This is a genomic window from Gluconacetobacter asukensis (genome assembly GCF_014174375.1).
In the GTDB taxonomy this organism is placed as follows: Bacteria; Pseudomonadota; Alphaproteobacteria; order Acetobacterales; family Acetobacteraceae; genus Gluconacetobacter; species Gluconacetobacter asukensis.
The window spans coordinates 37,939-58,797 of record NZ_JABEQE010000002.1 but is presented as its reverse complement, the minus strand read 5'-3'; the positions used below and the strand labels follow the sequence as shown (position 1 = coordinate 58,797).

The 20,859-nt window shown below is 66.9% G+C and carries 14 protein-coding genes; 12 read left to right on the top strand and 2 right to left on the bottom strand.

What is annotated here, in order from left to right; translation table 11 throughout:
• The first annotated feature begins 243 nt into the window (after window positions 1–243).
• The 5 genes from HLH35_RS02635 to HLH35_RS02615 all read left to right on the top strand — a co-directional run bounded on the left by HLH35_RS02635 (window position 244) and on the right by HLH35_RS02615 (window position 7,388).
• Window positions 244–1,317 carry a YncE family protein gene (locus HLH35_RS02635; protein ID WP_182977667.1) on the top strand — a complete coding sequence of 358 codons (1,074 nt, stop codon included), beginning with the start codon at window positions 244–246 and terminating at the stop codon, window positions 1,315–1,317.
• A gap of 115 nt (window positions 1,318–1,432) precedes the next feature.
• Window positions 1,433–4,174, top strand: a complete 2,742-nt coding sequence (locus tag HLH35_RS02630; RefSeq protein ID WP_182977666.1) for a TonB-dependent receptor — start codon at window positions 1,433–1,435, stop codon at window positions 4,172–4,174.
• Window positions 4,175–4,315: 141 nt separating this feature from the next.
• On the top strand, window positions 4,316–5,581 hold the full coding sequence (locus HLH35_RS02625; RefSeq protein WP_182977665.1) for an alkaline phosphatase family protein: 1,266 nt from the start codon (window positions 4,316–4,318) through the stop codon (window positions 5,579–5,581).
• Window positions 5,581–6,849, top strand: coding sequence for a cytochrome-c peroxidase (locus HLH35_RS02620; RefSeq protein WP_220790508.1), 1,269 nt, complete (start codon window positions 5,581–5,583; stop codon window positions 6,847–6,849). Before HLH35_RS02625 ends, HLH35_RS02620 begins: the two co-directional genes overlap by 1 nt.
• 5 nt (window positions 6,850–6,854) lie before the next feature.
• A complete protein-coding gene (locus HLH35_RS02615) occupies window positions 6,855–7,388 on the top strand; it encodes a cytochrome b (RefSeq protein WP_182977664.1) in 534 nt (177 codons plus the stop codon).
• Between the two features lie 10 nt (window positions 7,389–7,398).
• On the opposite strand, the gene HLH35_RS02610 is transcribed toward HLH35_RS02615, so the two are convergent.
• Together HLH35_RS02610 and HLH35_RS02605 are read right to left on the bottom strand one after the other, a co-directional pair.
• Window positions 7,399–7,830 (bottom strand): c-type cytochrome, encoded by a 432-nt coding sequence (locus HLH35_RS02610; protein WP_182977663.1) that lies wholly within the window; start codon window positions 7,828–7,830, stop codon window positions 7,399–7,401.
• A gap of 159 nt (window positions 7,831–7,989) precedes the next feature.
• Window positions 7,990–8,820: a hypothetical protein gene (locus HLH35_RS02605; RefSeq protein ID WP_182977662.1), complete on the bottom strand. Its 831-nt coding sequence runs from the start codon at window positions 8,818–8,820 to the stop codon at window positions 7,990–7,992.
• Window positions 8,821–8,949: 129 nt separating this feature from the next.
• Between HLH35_RS02605 and HLH35_RS02600 the strand changes: the two genes are divergently transcribed.
• The 7 genes from HLH35_RS02600 to HLH35_RS02570 all read left to right on the top strand — a co-directional run bounded on the left by HLH35_RS02600 (window position 8,950) and on the right by HLH35_RS02570 (window position 20,824).
• On the top strand, window positions 8,950–9,351 hold the full coding sequence (locus HLH35_RS02600; protein ID WP_182977661.1) for a hypothetical protein: 402 nt from the start codon (window positions 8,950–8,952) through the stop codon (window positions 9,349–9,351).
• Window positions 9,352–9,479: 128 nt separating this feature from the next.
• Window positions 9,480–11,660 carry a peptidase domain-containing ABC transporter gene (locus HLH35_RS02595; protein WP_182977940.1) on the top strand — a complete coding sequence of 727 codons (2,181 nt, stop codon included), beginning with the start codon at window positions 9,480–9,482 and terminating at the stop codon, window positions 11,658–11,660.
• Entirely contained in the window at window positions 11,657–13,093 is a 1,437-nt protein-coding gene (locus HLH35_RS02590; protein ID WP_182977660.1) for an HlyD family type I secretion periplasmic adaptor subunit, read from the top strand. The genes HLH35_RS02595 and HLH35_RS02590 overlap by 4 nt, the downstream gene beginning before the upstream one ends.
• A 423-nt stretch (window positions 13,094–13,516) precedes the next feature.
• On the top strand, window positions 13,517–15,286 hold the full coding sequence (locus tag HLH35_RS02585) for an SEL1-like repeat protein (RefSeq protein ID WP_182977659.1): 1,770 nt from the start codon (window positions 13,517–13,519) through the stop codon (window positions 15,284–15,286).
• A 3-nt stretch (window positions 15,287–15,289) separates the two neighbouring features.
• Complete coding sequence (locus tag HLH35_RS02580; protein ID WP_338029273.1) at window positions 15,290–18,307, top strand: glycosyltransferase; 3,018 nt, start codon at window positions 15,290–15,292, stop codon at window positions 18,305–18,307.
• Window positions 18,307–19,539 carry a hypothetical protein gene (locus HLH35_RS02575; RefSeq protein ID WP_182977658.1) on the top strand — a complete coding sequence of 411 codons (1,233 nt, stop codon included), beginning with the start codon at window positions 18,307–18,309 and terminating at the stop codon, window positions 19,537–19,539. Before HLH35_RS02580 ends, HLH35_RS02575 begins: the two co-directional genes overlap by 1 nt.
• A gap of 58 nt (window positions 19,540–19,597) precedes the next feature.
• A complete protein-coding gene (locus HLH35_RS02570; RefSeq protein ID WP_182977657.1) occupies window positions 19,598–20,824 on the top strand; it encodes a glycosyltransferase family 4 protein in 1,227 nt (408 codons plus the stop codon).
• The last annotated feature ends 35 nt before the right edge of the window (window positions 20,825–20,859 follow it).

Genomic DNA, 20,859 nt, shown 5'->3' with positions numbered 1-20,859 from the left:
CCGTCGTCTATCGGGGGCATGGAACATATGCGCCTGCGCCTGCCTGGCGTCGGCGATTGCGGGCAGTCTAAACAATCGCCAATGTTTTAAAAATTCAGCCGCAATTGTTCTTCAGAACCTTCACGCAGGTTTCCAATACGCTCGACTATAACACCGTCATTCATTTCGCAGTTGATCCGCCGTTGTCGCGGAGACCGCCTTTCCGGTGGTCCATGACTGCCGAACGGATGGGATGTTGTAGAAATGAGAAAATTTTTTCTTCTTGTGGGCACGGTTCTGGTCGGTTGCGGAACGGCGATGGCCGCGCCGTTGAATGCCGACAATGGCCCCGTGCAATTCCTGCGCAGCACGCCGTTACCCGAAATCACCGAAGGCGGCTTCGATCATTTCGCCGTGGACAAGAAGGATGATCGCCTTCTGATCATGGCGGAAAAACATGCGACGGTCGAAATGTTCCGCCTCAGCGACGGGGCGCACCTGGCCTCGGCCGGCGGGTTCGGTTTGCCGCATACGCCCGCTTATGTCGCCGACCAGCATCAGATGTTCGTTTCGGACGACAAGCTGGGCTGCGTCGTGGTCGACGTGCCGTCGCTGAAGATCGCCAGGGTCATTCCGCTGCGGCAGGGCGCCGATGAAGCCATCTACGACAAGAAGGCGGGTCTCTTCTATATCGGCAACGGCGGCAAGAAGGACAAGTCCGACAATTCGTCGATCAGCGTGATCGACGTCAAGACGTACAAGGAAGTCGCGCGGATCGCGATTCCGTCGTCCAATATCGAGATGATGGCCATCGATCACGCGCGCGGCCTGATGTTCGCCAACCTGCGCGACAAGAACCAGATCGCCGTCATCGATCTGGCGACGCGGACGCTGAAGACGATCTGGACCGTTCCCGGCCTGAATCTGATCACGCCGATGGCCTATGACGGCAAGACCCAGCGCCTGTTCGTCATCGGCCGCAAGCCGGGCAAGCTGTCGGTGATCGATGCGGCCAACGGCACGCTGCTCTCCACCGCCGGTTCGGTGGATACGGCCGATGGCATCACCTGGGACGGCGGAAATGCCCGTCTGTATGTCAGCGGCAGCGAAGGGCTGAGCGTCTTTCACCGCGACGATGCCGATCATTTCACCGAAATCCAGCGCATCGACACCAAGACCGGCAAGGTCTCCGTCTATGTCGACAAGCTGAAGCAGCTTTATATCGCCCACGCCAAGACGCCGGACGGTCCGGCGGCGCTGGACATCTACACCGTGGCGCCCGATCCGGTCGCCCAGGCCGCCGCGAAGGCGGCTGCCGACGCCAAGAAGAAGCCCTGACATCCCGCTCGCCGCCCCCATCTTCCGGGGCGGCGGCACTGATATTCCGATCTTTCCCCGTCAGATCCAGCGAGGCCGCCCAGCGTGCCCGCACCGCCTGGAGTCGTCATTTTCGATGCGTATCCATCCGATGCTATGCCGCAGCACGCTTCTATGCCTGGCGACCGCGCTGGCCCCTGTCGGGGCGCCTCTTCTGTATGCCCAGGATGTACAGAAGGTGGAAAAGTCCCATCATGACGGGAAGAGGCACAAGGAAAGCAAGAAGCACCACGGTAAGCGGGCGTCGCATGCCGATGCCGGGCGATCTCATGGCGGTGACGCCGGACGTGGCGCGCGGCACGCGGACGCGGCGCGCTCCTCCGCCCCCGAGCATCTTCAGGTCGTGGGTTTCAAGCGCCCGCCCAAGGCCAATGCCCTCGGCACCATCGAGGAAGCGCGCCTGGTCCAGAAAAACGCGCCCAACATCGTCGTTCTGATGCCGCAGTCGGAAATCGAGAAGATTCCGAACTTCGTTCTGGGTGACGCGATGCGCCGGATGCCCGGAGCCTCGATCATCTTCAAAAGCGGCGAATCGCGGGCACTCCAGATACGCGGCCTGGATTCCAGCCTCAATGGCGTGATGTTCGAGGACGTTCTGCTGCCCGCCGGCTCGATGAGCGGCTCGGGCCGCGCCATGCCGCTGGATGCCATGCCGGCATCGCTGGCCGGGGCGCTGGAACTTACCAAGACCAACCGCCCCGAGCAGGACGCCATCGCGCTGGGCGGCCAGATGAACATCCTGTCGCGCGATATCGGCGAAAATCAGGACCCGTTCCTGAAATTCCACCTTGCGGGCGGCTACCGCGATCCCAGCGCGACGCCGGTTTTTCAGGGCACTCTGGCGGGCGGCATGCGGTTTGGCCTGCATGGCGATCCCTTCAATCCCCATGCATCGGGCGAGAGGCCGTTCAGCGTATCGTTCTTCCTCAACGGTTTGACCGATTGGTTGAACATGGGGGACCTGCAACAGAAATTCGCGTCGGGCGATCCGGTCGGCAGCCAGGCGAACAAGGTCACGCAGGCATCGCAGGTGATGTATGCGGGGCACAAGGTGCGTTATTCCTACGGCGGCACGCTGGGCTGGGATATCGACCATAATAACAAGATCTATCTGAAAATGTTCGAATCGGCGATCTATGCGCCGGTCGTCAGGAATCAGCTGATCTATGCGTTCAGCCCCAAGACCGGTCTGGGTGATCCGGGGCAGGATGGTACCGCAAGCCTATCGCAGGGTGTGACCAATACCAAGACCACGGATCTGGAGCGGGTTTACAAATTCGGCGGCGACAGCAGGATCGGGCGCTTCAAGCTGGATTATTTCGGTGCCTGGGCCGCCAACAATGTCGATCAGACCTCGTCCTATGTCTCCAATTTCGCCGGCCCGACAAATGTTCCGGTCAGTTATGACAATGTGACCAATCCCCTGCGCCCGACGGTTACCGTGCTGAACGGGCTCAACCCGCTGGACTATAATGCGTACAAACTGTCGTCGTTGAGCAACCAGATCCAGCACGACAAGGATTACGAATGGACCGGTCATGTCGGGGCGTCGACGGAGCTGAACCTGTTCCGCGAACTCAAGGGCATGCTCAGCTTCGGCGGCGGTCTGCGCATGGAGCATATCCAGCATTATGACCCGACCTATACATATTCCCACCTGCCCAACGTCACCGCCGGGCAGTTGGCGGGTAGCGACCAATGGACGTTCTTCGACGGGCTTTATAATATCGGCTACCCGGCCGGCCCTCACCAGGTCAACCAGTTGGCCAGCAGCGCGATCTATCCGCAGGTCACCAGTTCCGCCGGCACGACGGCGCAGCAGCAATATATCAACGATAACGAAAACGTCTATAATACCTATCTGCAATATCGGGCTACCTGGCGCCGTCTGGGGATTCTCGCCGGTTTCCGCTATGAAAAGACGGATGGTGTCTATCGTGGTACGCAGACGGTGACGCAGGGCAGCGTCACCACGCTTTCACCGCGCGCGGTGGGGCAGGAATATGCCAATTTCTTTCCAACCGTGCAGTTGCGCTACAATATCACCGATAATCTGATCGCCCGCGCCAATTGGTCCACTGCCGTTGGCCGCCCCGGCTTCAACCAGGTGACGGCCAGCCAGACGGTCAATACGTCCACGAACGCGGTCAGCATCGGCAATCCCGGTCTGAAGCCGACCACCGGCAATAATTTCGACGTGTCGATGGAATATTACCTGCCACATGGCGGAATCATTTCCGGCGGAGCATTCTACAAGCTGTTCAAGAACTATATCGTAAATTACACGAATTATTGCACGGGGTGCTATAATCTGCCCGGTCAGGCCACCGTCAGCACCTACGCCAATATCCCCAATGCCTACGCCCGCGGATTCGAACTGAACTACCGGCAGCAATTCGAATTCCTGCCAGGAATTCTGAAAGGATTCGGGGTCGGCGGCAATATGACCTACGTCAATTCGCGGGGCCAGCAGCGTAACGGCACGCAGGAGACGTTACCCAACACCACAAGCCATGTCTGGAACTTCGAAGCCTTCTATAATTATGGACCGGTCAACGTGCAGTTCAACGGTAATTACCAGGGACTGACCATGACCGGCCTGGGCTCGGACCCGTCACTGGACAGCTACGTGCAGCCGTTCCTGAATTTCGACATCGGCGCGAGCTACCGGATCAATCGTAGGGTCACCGTCAATTTCCAGGCTCGCAATTTCACCAATACGATGCAGAATGCGACACAGGGCATCTCCGCGAAAAGAATGGTCGAACTGCAATATTTCGGTTCGGCCTACATGTTCGGTGTCGATGTTTCTTTGTAAATCCAAATCAATAATTTCCAAAAAAATTCATGCTGGAAGGACGTTTTCGTCCTTCTGGCGGCCCGGTCGGGGCGGTATGATAGAATCCTGCAAGGAAACATGCTCCCCGGCAGTGTTTCACGAATGAAAAACAAGGTAGCCATGACCAAGCGATCGATCTTCAGCCGTCTCGGGGCTGCTCTGCTCGTGACTTCGGCGCTCGCGGCGGGCCAGCAGGCTCATGCCGCGCATCACGCAGCTCCGGTGCTGGAAGGCGTGCCACATTACGACAATATCATCGTCATCGAGATGGAAAATCGCCAGTATGGCGAAATCATCGGTGCCGATCCGGCCAGCTCGCCCCACATGACGGAACTGGCGCGGACCTATAATTCGGCCACTTCCTATTACGGGATTACCCACCCCAGCGAACCGAACTATATCGCCATGATGGCCGGCGATCAGGAAGGTGTCCTGGATGACGATGGCTGGTACTGCCAGGCCGACGGCACTGCGCTGCCCGCCGACAAGGCGATCGTGGCCGGCAAGCCGGATATGGCGCCGATGAACCGGCCCTGTAACGGCATCAAGAAGAACAAGGCCTATGTCGCGCATCACTTCACGGGACCGAATTTCTTCGCGCAACTGAACAAGGCTGGCATTTCCTGGTCGATGTACAATCAGAGCATGCCCACCAATCCGCAGACCGGCGAAAGCATGCCGGAAATGCCCACCTATCCGGCATCGGACGATACCACTGCCGACGTGCGCGGCTTGTATGCGTCCAAGCATAATCCGTCGGTCAATTTCGACGATATCCGCGAGGCGGCGGATTTCCATGCGCACAATCGCGGCGAGCAGGCCTTCTTCAACGATCTGGCGACGGGCGAGCTGCCGCGTTTCGCCTATTTCGTGCCTGACCAGTGTCATGACGATCATGGTCCGTCCGGCCCCATGAACGACCACCCGGAATGCAAGGGCCATGGCTACGGACCGTCGCCGCTGCTGACGACAGGCGACAATTATGTCCAGACCCTGGTGGATCATATCCAGGCTTCGCCTCAGTGGAAGTCGAAGAAGAATGTGGCGATCGTGGTCACGTTCGACGAGGATGACAGCGGTGGCGCCGGCGTACAGGGCTGCTGCGGCTATCATCCGGTCGCTCCCGGGCAGCCGCACAAGGGCGTGGTCAATCAGGGTGGCGGACGCATTCCCACGCTGGTGATCACCAATCACGGTGTGCGCGGCGTGCAGGACGACACGCCCTATAATCACTATTCGCTGCTGCGCACGATGGAAGATGCGTTCGGCATCGCCGAGCATATCGGCCATGCCAATGACGGAACGGCGGCCCAGCCGGCCGATGGCTCGTTCGTGCAGACGCCGGTCGTGCCGATGGTCAGGATGTTTGCCCTGGCGGCACATTGATGGCAGGCGGGCCGGGGCGCATGGGTGCGGCGAGCCGGTCCGCCGGGCGGATCGCCGGGTGGTGCGTGCTGGCCGCCCTGCTGACCCTGCCCTGGGGCGCCGGCACCGCGCGGGCGGCAGACGGGCTGTCGCCTGCCGCCCGGCTGGGCCGGCTGTTATTCTTCGATCCTGGACTATCGGCCTCAGGCCGGCAATCCTGCGCCAGTTGCCATGATCCGGCCAATCATTATGCGCCCGCCAATGCCCGGCCGGTGCAGATGGGGGGCGCGGCCCTGGACCGGGCCGGAATCCGGGCCGTTCCGACCTTGACATACAGGGATGAAAATCCGGATTTCTCAGTGTCTTTGGAGAATCCGGATGAATCGGCCAGCGGCCCCGGTGGCGGCTATGATTGGGATGGTCGCATGGCGTCGGTGGCGGCTCAGTCGGCCAGCCCGCTGACCACCCCTTTCGAAATGGCGAACCCCGACCTTGCGGCCGTCCGCGTGCGCGTGCAGCGCAATCCGGACTATGTGCAAATATTTACCAGATTATTCGGCGCGGACATATTCGCCACGCCCGATCGGCTGGTCCAGGCGATGGGGACGGCGCTGGCGGCCTTCCAGCATGAAGATACGTCCTTTCATCCCTATAGCAGCAAATATGATTTCTATACGCGCGGCCAGGTGACACTGAGCGCGCAGGAACAGCGGGGCATGGCGCTGTTCAACGATGCCGACCGTGCGAACTGCGCATCATGCCACACCGCCGGCCAGGGGCCGGGACGCGACGGCGCGACATCGGTGGGTCAGTTCACGGATTTCTTCTTCAAGGATATCGGCATTCCCGCCAATCCGGATATCGCACCGGCCGGCCACGGGGGCTACGACATGGGGCTGTGCGGCCCGCTGCGCACCGACCTGACCCCGGCGCGCGACCCGGCCAATCGGGCTTATTGCGGGCTGTTCATGACGCCGACGCTGCGCAACGTCGCCAGCCGGCATGTCTTCTTCCATAACGGATCGCTGAAAAGCCTGCGCGACGTCGTCGAATTCTACATCACCCGCGATACCGACCCCAGCCGATGGTATGGGCGGCAGGATGCGGCGCTGCCCTATGACGGGCTTCCGCCCGATCTGCGCGGAAACGTGGACCGTGCGGACATGCCTTTCGCCGCCCAGACACGCGGCGGCAGGCCGATCCTGTCGGAACGCGAGGTCGATGACCTGGTCGCCTTTTTGAAAACCCTGACCGATGGCTATCGGATTCCGTCGGTCCAACCGAAATGATCACGATGCAGAATCCTCCCTCTCTTTCCTACGATCCTGTGACGCGCCGGCTGCACTGGATCACCGCCGCCATCGTGATCCTGCAATTCGCCATGGGCGAAAGCTGGGGCTGGTACGGGTCGGCATGGAAGACGATGGCCCGCAATATCCATACCAGTGTCGGGGTGGCATTCGCGCTGCTTCTTCTGGTGCGTCTGTATTGGCGCTGGACACGCCGGGCCGGTATGCCGCCCGTGCCTGGCCGGCTGGTGCCGGGGGTTCATGCGCTCTTATACGGCCTGCTGATTGCCGAAGTGATCGATGGTGTCGCCTGGCGATTGACGGGCACCCATCCGCTTTATGTCTTTGGCGCCAACATAAGCTGCGGCGCCTGCCGGCTGGATCGGTCCTGGCATAATGCCCTGACCTGGCTGCATCATTATGGCGCCTGGGCCATCATCGTGCTGGCTTGCGGCCATGCCGGCGCCGCGTTGTGGCATCATCTGGTGGGGCGCGACGATACGCTGGGGCGGATGCTGCCGCGTCTCCGCCCCCGGTGACGGATGCGGATCATTTCCCGTCGGACAGGCTCTCCAGATAGGCCACGATATCCGCCCGGTCCCGATCATCCGTGATGCCGTCAAACGCCATGCGTGTGCCCGGCGCGAAGGCGGCGGGGTTCTTCAGCCAGGCGGAGAGCGTGTCGACAGTCCAGACCTGCGGTTTGTGCGCCAGAAGGGCAGGCGAAAAATTGAAATCGGCCATGGATGCGACTGGCCGGCCCTGTACGGCATAGAGGTTCGGTCCGATCATTGCCGCGCCGCCACGATCGAAATTATGACAGTCGGAACACATGCTGTCCGCCAGATCACGGCCGCGCGAACGATCGCCATGCTGCACCAGATTGGCGAACGACGTCTCCGCAGCTTCGGACATGGCGATCACCGGCAGTCCGCCCGCCAGGGCCGACAGGGTCAGGAACAGGAACATTCTTTTCGACATCGCACGTTATCCTTTCGGCCCTTTTTGTGCCGGAAGTGTAAAGGGGCGCGGCGGACATCACGAGAACATATGCCCAGACCATGAATGATATTCAAAAAACGTTCATGGAATACGGAACTGTCGTGGACCCGCCGTTTCCGGGGATCTTCCCGAAGGGATTCAGCCGCCGGCGATCAGATCAGCGATCATGGCGGCCTTCTCCGTGCGGATATGGCCTTTTCCGGTTGCCCTTGCCGCCCAGTCGGGGTTCGCGCTCAAGGCCTTGCGGGTGGCGGCAACGACGTCATTGCGCCGGTCCAGCCCGTTATCGCCGTGATAGGCCAGCACCAGCATCGACATCCAGTTTCGGCCGGCACCATAGCGGGCGATGTAGAGCTGGTAGGCATTCAGGGCGCCGGCCGCGATCCACCCGTCGGTCTGCGGAAAGACATAGGATCGGGCATAGGCGATGTAGTCCTTCGTCGGCACGAAATAATCATAGGGAACCACCATATAGACCGGGTCCGGTCCATCATCGGCAGGGCCGCCCTTGCCGACCGGATCGGAGGGGGTGCTTTCCACGGCTGTCACCTGCGCCAGGTCCGTCGCGGCCAGCCCGGCCGGTGTTTCCGCATCGACTGCCCGCCAGGAGGCTGCTTGCGCGTCGGTGCGGAAATCGAGGATCAGCAGCGCGTCCCACGTATTCGCGTCGGCTAGGCGGCTGAACAGGATGCGGTAATGCATCAGTCTGCCTTCGGCCTGCAATGCATGCAGGCGGGGTGCCAGTCGGGCTCGCAACGTGTGCAGCAGGGCCGGCCGTCCGGCAGGCGTGCTGCGGTAGGAAACGATCAGCGACGATTGCGTGGGCCGGGAGGTGGCGTCGCCGTCGGCTGCGGCCGCGCCATGCATTGTTACCATGGCCATCGCGAGCAGGGCCGCCGCCCTGCGGCTGCCCCGCGTCATGTTCGTCTGGGCGGGGAGTGTACTGCCGACCATGAGGGCGTCCTTCATTCTGCTCATGTCCTGTGACGTGCGTGAACAGGCCATGAAAATGAAAGGCCATGAATTAAATAGTTTGTATGTCTGCAGCGCGGGCGCCCGATCATCTATCATGGCCGAGAACGGGCATGGAGGAGCATCATGCAACGCGGTGACGGGCTGATCGCACTGGACCTTGTGGATGACGCGATTTTCGCCGACCTGCCCGGCGATGGCGCGACACTGGTGCTGTGCGTGGGAGGCGCGGGCGATGGCGGCGGCAAGGGCGGTCAGTGGCTGGGCATCGTCGCCATGCCGGCCCCCACGCCCTTCGGTCATGGCGCGAACTGTGTCTGCTGCACGCCGGATGGCGCGATTGCCGCCATGCTGGCTGATTTGTTTCGTGCCCGCGTGACCGGCCAGCGCCCGTGGTTCGCGCGGGTGATGGTGGTGGTGCCCGCCGCCCTGCGCGAAGGAACGCGGCAGGCGCTGGAGGAAAATCGCGTGGTCGTGGCGCGTTATCGCCCCGTCTGGCGCCTGTCGGCGGACGCGTCCGGGCATTAGCGGCCCCATTAACCGTCCATTCGTCTTTCCGGTCCTAGGATCGTGCCATCAGGACCAGCGAAGGACGATCCGTGGCGCAGCCAGATCAGGGGGCAGATCAGGAGACAGGGGCGCGGCCGACGCCGACGATGATCCGCCTGTATGCGGCGATTGCGGCGGCACGCTTCCATGGCCTGTCGATGGATGTGCGCGATTTCATCGCCGAACCCGGCGAGGTCACACCCTCACCGGCTTCATTGGCGCGCTGGCTGAACGAGCATGGCGCGGTGGCGCGCGGCATGCGCCTGCGCTGGCGTGACCTGGTGCGGTTGCGCAGCGTGCCGCCCATGGTGCTGATGTTCCGTGACGGCTCGGCGGGGCTGATGGTGGCGGGCGACCCCGATCGTGGCGTCGTCTGGCTGCGCGACCCGCTGGGTGATGAAGGCACGCCCCCCGTACCGCTGGACGAACTGCGCCTGGCGCAGGTCTGGACGGGCGACGTGCTGCTGGTCAAGCGCCGCCGCGACCAGAGCGAGGCCGACGCGCCGATCGACGCCGCGTGGCTGGGCCGCATGGTGCTGCGCGAGAAGCGGATGATGCGCGACATCCTGCTGGCCTCGATGGTGCTGAGCGTGCTGGCGATCTTCCCGCCGCTGATCGTCATGCAGGTGATCGACAAGGTGGTGAGCTATCACTCCTTCGCCACCCTGATCTCGGTTTCGGCGATCCTGGGCGTGATGAGCTTCTACGAAATCCTGCTGACCTATGCGCGGCGGGAACTGGCGCTGGTGGTGACGACGCGGCTGGATACCAGGATCTCGCTGCTGGTGTTCGACCGGCTGCTGTCCCTGCCGCTGGAATTCTTCGAGCGCGAGCAGGCCGGGCAGGTGATCGGTCGCGTATCCGCCATCTACAGGGTGCGCGATTTCATGACCGGCAAGCTGATGAACACGGTGCTGGACCTGTTCACGCTGGTCGTCGTGTTGCCGTTCCTGTTCTATTTCAGCCCGCCCATGGCCTGGATGACCATTGGCGCCGCCGGGATGATCGGCCTGGTGGTGTTCGGTTTCATGCGGCCGGTCGGGCAACTGGTCGGGCGCAAGATGGCCGCCGACATGGGGCGTGGCGCCGTGTTGTATGAAACGGTAGCCGGAATCCGCACCGTCAAGACGCTGGCGCTGGAACAGACACGGCGCCAGCTATGGGACGAACGCTCGGCGGAGGCCGCCTTGTGGGGGCTGGCGGCGGGGCGCATGGGCAACATGGCCGCGACCGTGGCCCAGCCGTTCGAGCTTTTCATCAGTCGCGGCGTCCTGCTGGTGGGGGCGTGGCTGATCCTGACGCATCGCGGCGACATGGGTGCCGGGGCGCTGATGGCCTTCATGATGCTAGGCGGCCGTGTCGCGTCGCCGCTGGTGGGGTTGGCGCGGCTGCTGGACGATTTCAGCGAGGTACGCACCGCGCTGGCCGAGGCCGGCCATGTGCTGAACCAGCCGACCGAGCGCCAGGCCCTGACGACCGGCCTGCGCCCGGTCATCCGGGGCGCCCTGTCGTTCCAGGAGGTCTATTTCTCCTATCCCGGCGCCACCACGCGCGCCCTGTCGGGTGTCAGCTTCGATATTCCGGCGGGCAGCACGCTGGGGCTGGTGGGGCGCAGCGGGTCGGGCAAATCCACCATCACCCGCCTGCTCCAGGGCGTCAGCCGGTCCTATACCGGTTATCTGCGGCTGGACGGGGTGGACCTGCGTGAGATCAACCTGACCCATCTGCGCCGCTCGCTCGGCGTGGTGCTGCAGGACAATTTCCTGTTCCGGGGCACCGTGCGCGACAACATCACCGCCGGGCGGCCGGGCCTGACGCTGGATGACGTGATCCGGGCTGCCCGGCTGGCGGGGGCCGAGGAATTCATCGAGCGCATGCCGGCCGGGTACGAAACCTGGATCGAGGAAGGATCGACCAACATCTCGGGCGGCCAGCGGCAGCGGCTGGCCATTGCCCGCGCGCTGATCTGCGACCCGAAACTGCTGATCCTGGACGAGGCGACCTCGGCCCTGGACCCGGAGAGCGAGGCCGTGGTCAACGCCAACCTGCAACGTATCGCGCGCGGGCGCACCATGGTCATCGTCTCGCACCGCCTGTCCTCGCTGGTCGATTGCGACCGGATCTGCGTCATGGACCGGGGGCAGGTGGTCGATATCGCCCCGCATGCGGTCCTGCTGGAGCGCTGCGCGATCTATCGCGCGCTATGGCTGCAACAGAACCGGCATGAATCGGGCGCGCACGCGCACGCCCATCCGGCGGCGATGCTGGCCGAGGGGGACGCGCCATGACCGCCACCCCCCTGGTGCCGCCCGATTCCGACGCGGTCGAAGCCTATGTCCTGCCCGAGACCGCCGACCGCGACATGCCGCGCGCCCTGCTGGAATTCCATTCGCCCAGCCTGGCGCTGATCGACCTGCCGCCCACCGCCTCGGCGCTCTATCTGGTCTGGGTCGTCTCGGCCCTGGCGATCGTGGGCGTGATCGTGATGTCGGTCTTCCCGCTCGACCAGGTGGTGACGGCGCAGGGGCGGATGGTCTCCACCGAAGCGACGCTGGTGGTCCAGCCGCTGGAAACCGCGATCATCCGCACCATCGACGTGCATGAGGGCGATTTCGTCCACAAGGGCCAGATTCTGGCCCGGCTGGACCCGACCGTGACCGGCGCGGATGTCGAGGACATGGGCCAGCAGGCCGATGCCTACGCCGCCCAGGTGGCGCGCCTGACGGCCGAGGCCGACGGGCGGGAGTATGCGCCCAACCCCGGCGACCCGGCCGCGATGCAGGAAGCTGCGGCCTTCGCGCGGCGGCGGGCCGAACTGACCGCCCGGATCGAGAATTACGACAAGCAGATTGCCGGGGCGCGCAGCGACATGCAGGGCAATCTGGCCGATGCCGCGATGTATGGCGCCCGTGCCCGCGTGGCGGCCGACGTGCTTGCCATGCGCCAGCGCCTGCAACGCGACCAGGTGGGCAGCCGCCTGTCCACGCTCTCGGCGCAGAACGACCTGATGGAGGTCGAGCGCGCCCAGATTGCCGCCCATCAGGCCGCCGACAGCGCCCGCGCCAAGCTGGAGGCCGTGACGGCCGAACGCGACGGCTTCGCCCAGAACTGGAAGGCCACGGTCTATGAGGATCTGGCCACCGCCCAGCACCATCTGGCCGACGCGCGCGACGAATCCCGCAAGGCCGGGCTGCGGCACAGCATGGTGGTGATGCGCGCCGATCGCGACGCCGTGGTGCTGGGCATCGCCGCCCTGTCCGTGGGGTCGGTGATGCAGTCGGGCACGCAGTTGATGACCCTGGTGCCGGTCGATAGCGGGCTGGAGGTCGAGGCGGCGATCCGGGGCTCCGATGTCGGCTTCATCCGGCCGGGGGACCATGTGCTGCTGAAATTCGCGACCTTCCCGTACACTCAGTATGGCGGGGCCGAAGGCGTGGTGCGCGTCATCAGCGCGGATTCCTTCGCCCCCGGTGAAAGTGGGCGCGGCGCCCCGGGATCGCCGGCCCCGGCCCAGCCGGCCGATGCCGCCGGCGGGATGGACGCCTATTACCGCGCGCGGGTGCGGGTCGATCGGTACACGCTGCATGGCGTGCCGCCTTTCTTCCACGCGCAGCCCGGCATGCCGGTCGAAGCCGATATCCATGTCGGCCGCCGTACCATCATGCAATATCTGATGAATCATCTGGTGCCGGCCATGACCAATGGCATGCGCGAACCATAAAACCTGTCCTGCAAGCCATTCTGCCGGCGATCCGACGCGCATTTCCTGTGCTTCGGTGCTCACGGCCCATAAGGCCGCTCCGCTCCGATGCTCGGAAATGCACGCCGGGCGTGCCGCTGGGCGGCACTCTCGCTCGGCAGAATGGCTTGCAGGACAGGTTTTACGTTTGGACCCGCAAACGCGCGTTTCCTGTGCTCCGGTGCTCACGGCCATGGAGGTCGCTCCGCGCCGAGGCTCGGAAACGCACGCCGGGCGCGGCCCTTTGGGCCGCTCTCGCTCAGCAGCTCACGTTTGCGGGTCCAAACTCCGCGGCTCAATCCGATCTGGGGCGGGTTTCGTGCGTCCGGTGTTCATGGCCGCTGCGTTCGGACGCTTGGAAACATCTATGCGCTGTTCTGGCAGTTGTCTGATCCGGGGTAGGGCGTGAAGCGGGTTTTTTCGGCGCTGGGGGCGCGGTTTTCGTCGCGGGCGCGTCTGGCGCATGCCTTGCGGTTGATCGAGGACGGGGATGTGGTGGCCGGGGTGGCGCTGCTGGGCAGCGTGGCCGAGGCCGGCATGCCCGAAGCCCAGTTTCGGGTCGGGCGGGCCTATCTGGATGGCACCGGCGTGCCGCCCAGCCTGGTGGAGGGTGCGCGCTGGATGCGTCGCGCGGCCGAGGCCGGGTGGGTCGAGGCCCGGATGGTGCTGGGCACGCTCTATCTGTTCGGCCTGCCGCGCGAAAGCGCGGAGGGGCAGGGCGTGCGCCTGGTGGCCGAAACGCCGGGCGACCGGGTGTCGGACCCGGTCGAGGCCGCCCGCTGGGCGCTTCTTGCGGCCGAGGCCGGGTCGCCCGATGCACAGGCGCTCTATGGCTATATCCTCGCCGACGGGCCGGCCGACATGCGCGACCCGGCGGCGGCGGAGGGCTGGTTCTCCCGCGCCGCCGCCGCCGGCTGTCCGCAGGGCCATCTGGGCCTCGGGCTGGTCTGGATGCGGGCGGCGACCGATGAGGCCGGGCATGCGCGGGCGGCGGCGTCCCTGCGTCTGGCGGCCGATGCCGGGCTGGGATCGGCGCAGTTCCTGCTGGGGGCGTTGACCGAACAGGGGCGCGGCGTGGCGCGCGACAGCGCGGCGGCCACTGCGCTGTATGGGCGTGCGGCCGAGGCCGGCGTGCGCGCGGCCCAGGCACGGTTTGGCCTGGCCCTGCTGGAGGGGCGGGGTTGCGCCCGCGATGCGACGCGGGCGGAAAGCTGGCTGCGCCGTGCCGCCCTGGCCGGCGATCGCGAGGCCGCATCGCTGCTGGGCGATCGGTATGCCAGCGGCGGCGATCTGCCGCCGAACTATATCGAGGCCGCGCAATGGTATCGCCGGGCGGCCTCGGCCGGCCATGCCGCCTCATGGCGGGCGCTGGGGATGCTGGCCCTGACCGGGGCCGGCCAGCCCCGCGACGTGACCGAGGCCGCGCGCTGTTTCCGGCAGGCGGCGGCACTGGGCGACGGGCGGGCGGGCGCCGATCTGGGCAATCTGCTGCTGGACCAGGATGCGTCGGAGGATGACCGGCGCGATCTCGGCCGGTATTTCGCCCACGCGGCAGAGGCCGGGGACCCAGTCGCGGCCTTCAATTTCAGCATCTGCCTGTCCCAGGGGCTGGGAATGGCGCGGGACGAACAGGCGGCGGCGGGCTGGATGCTGCGCGCCGCCGACGGGGTGGTGAACGCGCAATATTGGTACGGCCGCATGCTGCTGGACGGGCGCGGCTGCGCGGCCGACGCGGCGGCGGGCCGGAGCTGGATCGCGCGGGCGGCCGAGTCCGGCATGGCCGATGCCCAGGTCGCTCTGGCGCAATTGATGCTGACCGGGCGTGGCGGCCCGCGCGACCATGCGGCGGCGGCCGTGCTCTATCGGGCGGCGGCCGAACAGGGGCAGGTCGATGCCATGTTCTCGCTGGGCGCGCTGCTGGGCGGCGGCCACGACGTGCCGGTGGATCGCCCGCAGGCCCAGCACTGGTTCCGCATGGCGGCCGAACGCGGCAATGCGCTGGGGCAGTTGATGCTGGGGCGCTATCTGCTGCGTGGACTGGCCGGCGTGACCGACCCGGCCGAGGCCCGGCAATGGCTGGAACGCGCCGCCGCGCAGGGCGTGCCGGACGCCGTGGCCGAGCTGGCCCGGCTGGGGGCAGCGGCCGGCCCGGCCGCCGGCGCTGGGGCGGGCTGACCGGTGGCAGGGCACAGGGTGCAGCCCGCACGCGGCCGGGTCACGCCGCAGGACCGCGCGGCTTGGCAGGTCTGGGCCGACGCCCAGGCCCAGTCGGCCTTTCGCCGCGCGCGGGAGAGCGAGGACGCCGCCGACCATGGCAGCGCCTGGGCCTGGTACGAACGCGCCCATCGTCTGGCACCGGACAGTGTCGTGGTCGCCTTTCCGCTGGCGATGGCGCGGCTGCGCGGCGGCGATGGCGCGGGCGCCGCGCAATTACTGCGTACCCTGACCGGGCGTTTCGATTTCCGCGAGGGCTGGGTGGCCCTGGCGGCCGCCCTGCTGATGGCGGGAGAGGAGACCGCCGCCATCGCCGCTGCGCAGCATGCCTTGTCCCATCATGCGCCGCCCGACGACATGCAGCCCCTGCTCGCGCGGCTGGCGGCGCGGGCCGGCCGGCCGGGCTGGTGCGGCCTGTCCGTGTCCGGGCGGCTGTGCCTGGGGGCAGGGGCGCCGGCGGTGACGGTCCTGATCGACGGCCGGCCCGTTCCCGGTGCGGAGGATGGGACCGTACTGCCCGCCCGGTGGCGCCGCGCGCGGCGGGTGGAGGTCCTGGCCGGCGGCGCGAATCTGCTGGGCAGCCCGCTGGACCCGGCGGCCCTGCAACGGATCGACGGGCTGGTCGAGGCCGGACCCGACGGGCTGTCGGGCTGGGCCTGGCATCCGTCGGACCCGGATCAGGCGCCTGTGCTGCACATCCGCGACGCGCGGGGACGCATGATCCGGCGCGTCCTCGTCGCCGATCCTGCGCCGGGGGCGGAGAGCACGCTCCCGCTGGCCCGGCCCCGCCGCTTTGCCCTGGCGACGGCCGACCTGCCGCCCGGCCCGCTGCATGTGCTGGGGCCGGATGGCAGCGACCTGACGGGCAGCCCGCTGACGGTGCGCCCGGTCATGTCCTCCGACGAGGCACAATCCGCCGGCCCGCCCCCGCTGGAACCGCCGCGCCGGGCCGGGCCGGCCATCGTCATCCCGGTGCATGGCGATGGCGCGGCCACCTTGGCGTGCCTGGATTCGGTGCGGGCCAGCGTGGGGGACGCGGTGGCGGTGATCGTGGTCGATGACGCGACGCCGGACCCGGTCCTGGCCGCCGAACTGGACCGGCGGGCGCGGGAGGGGGCCATTCGCCTGATCCGTCACACACGCCGTCTGGGCTTTCCGCAATCGGCCAATGACGGCATGCGCGCGGTGGCGGAGCACGATGTGGTGCTGCTGAACAGCGATACGCTGGTGGCCGGCGGATGGCTGGAGGAACTGGCCGACATCGCCTATGGCGCGCCCGATATCGGCACCGTCACGCCGCTGTCCAACCGGGCCAGCCTCTTCTCCTGGCCCGGCCCGGATGCGCTGCCGGGCGACGCGCCCGCGCCGATGCCCGATCTGGCGACGGTGCAGCATCTGATGGCGGCGGCGCGGGCGGCCAATCGCGGGCAGGCGGTCGATGTCCCGACCGGGCATGGATTCTGCCTGTTCATCCGGCACGACTGCCTGGCCGCCACCGGCCCGTTCCGCGCCGACCTCTTCGCCCAGGGCTATGGCGAGGAGAATGAATTCTGCCGACGCGCTGCCATGGTGGGCTGGCGGCATGTCGCCGCACCCGGCGCGTTTGTCGGCCATGCGGGTGCCGCCTCCTTCGGCGCCGCCCGCCCGGCGCTGCTGCGGCGCAATCTGGCGATCATGGACCGGCTGCATCCCGATTACGGTGCGCTGGTGGCGGCCCATGCCGTCGTCGATCCGCTGTTCGATGCCCGCAGGCGGCTGGATCTGGTGTGCTGGCGGCGGGGCGGGGCCGGTTGGCGCCATGCGGTGCTTCTGGTCACGCATGATCAGGGCGGCGGGGTGGAACGGGTGGTGCGGGACCGGGCCCGGATGTGGCGCGCGCGGGGCGTGCGGCCGGTGGTGCTGCGCCCCGCGCCCGATGGCTGCCGGCTGGAAGACGCGGCGGGGGGCGACTGGTCCGCCAGCCCGCGCTTCCACCTGCCGGCAGATCTGGATCTGCTGCTGGCGGTGTTGAGGACGTCGGGGGTGGACAGGCTGGAATGGCATCACGGGCTGGGGCTCGGGATCGACGCGCCGACGCTGGCTGCCGGGCTGGGTGTGCCGTACAGCGTGCATGTCCATGATTATGTCTGGTTCTGCCCCCGCGTCGCACTGGTGGACCCGTCCGGCCAGTATTGCGGCGAGCCCGGGCCGGCGGGATGCGCCGCCTGTCTGCATGCGGGCGACAGCCTGCTGAAGGGCGCCGGCCCGGTGCTCGGGCGCCTGTCGGCCTATCGTGCGCGGTCCAATGCCGTGCTGCGCGGAGCGGGGGCGGTGATGGCCCCCTCCGCCGATACCGCCCGCCGCATGGAACGGGCCTTTCCCGGCCTTGCGGTCGGCGTGGCCGCGCTGGCGGACGATGCGGCGGCTGCGCCGCCAGCGGTCGCGGCCCGTGGTTCGGCGGCGCGGATACGGGTGGCGGTGCCCGGCGCGATCGGGGTCGAGAAAGGGTACCGCGTGCTGCTGGAAGCGGCGCAGGATGCCGCCGCCCGGGGGCTGGATCTGGAATTCATCGTGGTGGGGCATACGCCGGACGATGACGCGCTGATGGCCACCGGCCGGGTGTTCGTCACCGGCCCGTACGCGGAAGGCGACGGCGCCGCGCTGCTGGCGGCGCAAAGGGCGGATCTGGCCTTCCTGCCCTCGATCTGGCCCGAGACCTGGTGTTTCGCCCTGGGGCTGGCGTGGCAGGCGGGGCTGGACGCGGTGGTGTTCGATCTGGGCGCGATGGCGGAGCGCGTGCGCCGGACCGGTCGCGGGGCCGTGCTGCCGCCCGGCCTGCCGATTCACGAATTGAATACGTTTTTGCTGTCTTATGGGCAGATCGGGGCGGCCAGCACGTGTCGCCGGGAGAAAAGGGAGATCCCGACCTTGCATCCAGTCGACTACCTGCCGGTGCAGGACACTGCCTCTTGTTCCCCCACCCCTCGACGGAAAGCCCGCTGATGCCGGACAGCATGACGACCGACAATCCGGGCCGGCTCATGGACCTGAAGGTCTCCGGCCGCCTGATGACGCTTGAACCGGGGCTATACTGCATCTTCCATGCCGCCGGGGGCGAGATGCCGGCTGGCGGGGCGGGCGAGGACCTGCCGGGCGTGCGCATCTCGCGCGCTCCGGGGCCGGGCGGCGTCGGGGTCGGGATCGCGACCTTCGATGAAGATGGCTGGCTGGGGGCGGCACGCAACGCCGCACTGGTCCGTGTGCCGGGGGCGGCCGGGCAGATCCTGATCACCATCTACCAGGACCCGGCCCAGATGGCCGAGACGCCGCGCCTTCAGGTGGTGCGTCTGGCCGATGCGCCGGCCGCTGGCCCGGCGCCCGCCATGGCCTCGCCCCGGCCGGCCCTCGGTGCCGCGCCGCCCTTTCCGCTACCGCCCACATCCGCGGAACGGCCGACAGGGGATCGCCCGGCCGGGCAACCCACCACCGGCGAGTTGACGGCCCATATCCAGCGTCGCGGCGATGTGGCGACCGCGATGGCCGACTGGATGGGCACGCCCGGCAGCCGGAACTGGATCGAGGGCTTCGCCATCGCGCCCGCCCGGCTGATCACGGCCGAGGAGATCGAATATCAGGCGGTGCTGGGGCGCGGCTGGCTGTCGCCCTGGGCCTCGGGGGGGCAGTTCTGCGGCAGTCGCGGCATGGCGCTGCCGATCCTGGGCCTGCGCGTCCGGCTCAAGCCGCAGGCCGCCGGCCGGTATCAGTGCCGCGTCTGGGCCAGCTTTACCGATGGCAGCCGGGTGGGACCGGTGACGGATGGCGGGGTGGCGGAGGCCGAAAGCGCGGCGCCGCTGGAGGCTTTCCGCATCGAGATCGTGCCGGTGGCGGAATCGGAGGTGCCCGACGAGGGGGAAAAGGCGCTGCTGGCCAGCACCATGGCGGCGGAGAAAAACACCCGCCGCCGCCCCAAACCCGTGACGGCTCCCCCGCCGGTGGCGGAGGCGCCCGCCGGGACGGTCCGGAAACGTCGGGCCGGAATCGCCGATCCGGTCAAGGACGCTCCAGCCAAAATCGCGGGGAAGCGCCGGAGCAAGGGTGCCGAACCGGCCGAAGACATTGTGTCCATCGATGCCCTCCGGCCGGGCCGGGGGCGCAAGGCGCAGGGGTCGCGCGTGGGCCTGCTGAAGGCGCGCCGGCAGATGGCGTCGCGCCGTCGGCCCCGACAGGAGCCGTGACCGGCGGCCGGCGTGCGCCCGTCACGTTTCCGTCCCAATCGGCTGCCGGGATGATGTCTTGAGATATCTGTTCGTTCACCAGAATTTTCCCGGCCAGTTCCTGCATCTGCTGCGGCATCTGGGCCAGGACCCCGGGAACGAGATCGTCTTCATCAGCGAGCCGAACGACAATCAGGTCCCCGGAGTGCGCCGCGTGGCCTATCGCCTGCCGCGCGGCGGGCTGGACGGCGTGCATCCGGGGGCGCGGGAATTCGACCTCGCGCTGCTGCGGGCCGAATGCGTGGCGCGCGCGGCACTCAGCCTGCGCGAGCTGGGCTATCGCCCGGATATCGTGATCGGCCATCACGGCTGGGGCGAATTGCTGAACCTGGGCGATGTGTTTCCCGGCGTACCGCTGCTGGGCTATTTCGAATTCTTCTACCATGCCGACGCGCTGGATGTGGGGTTCGACCCGGAATTCCCCTCGCCCGAGAGCATCCGGCCGACCATCCGCGCCAAGAATGCGGTCAATCTCCAGGCGCTGGCGCTGGGTGGGCATGGCCATACCCCCACCCGCTTCCAGTGGATGACCTATCCCGACTGGGCGCGGGAGCGGATCGCCCTGCTGCCCGAAGGGGTGGACCTGGACGCCTGCTCCCCCGACCCCTCGGCCTTTCAACGGCCCCTGCATGTCGCCGGCACGGTCATCGCGCCGCATGATCGGCTGGTGACCTATGTGGCGCGGGACCTGGAGCCCTATCGCGGCTTTCATGTCTTCATGCGCGCGCTGCCGCGCATTCTGGCGGCGCGGCCGGATGTGCGGGTGGTGCTGGTGGGCGGCGATGGCGTCAGCTACGGCGCCAAGCAGCCGCATGGCGCGTGGCGGGCGCGGATGATGGCGGAACTGGCGGGGCGGATCGATCCGGACCGGGTCCATTTCGCGGGAAGGGTCGATTACGAGACATTCCGCGCGCTGCTGCGCCGGTCCGACGCGCATGTCTACCTAACCTACCCGTTCGTGGCGTCCTGGTCATTGCGCGAGGCGATGGCGATGGGCTGTGCCATCGTGGGCAGCGACACCATGCCGGTGCGCGAATTCCTGGCCGATGGACGCACCGGCCGGCTGGTACCGTTCCTGGACCCCGATGGCATCGCCCAAGGCGTCCTGGAGGTGCTGGAAGATGCCCGCCTGTCCGCCCGGTTGCGCCGGGCCGCGCGTCGGCAGGCCGAACGCACGCTGGACATGGGGGCGTATATGGCGCGCTACCGGGACCTGATTGACCGGGTGGCGGGCCAAGGCGCCTGAAAATCTTTCCTGCCCCCCCAGGCGCGGCAAGAGGG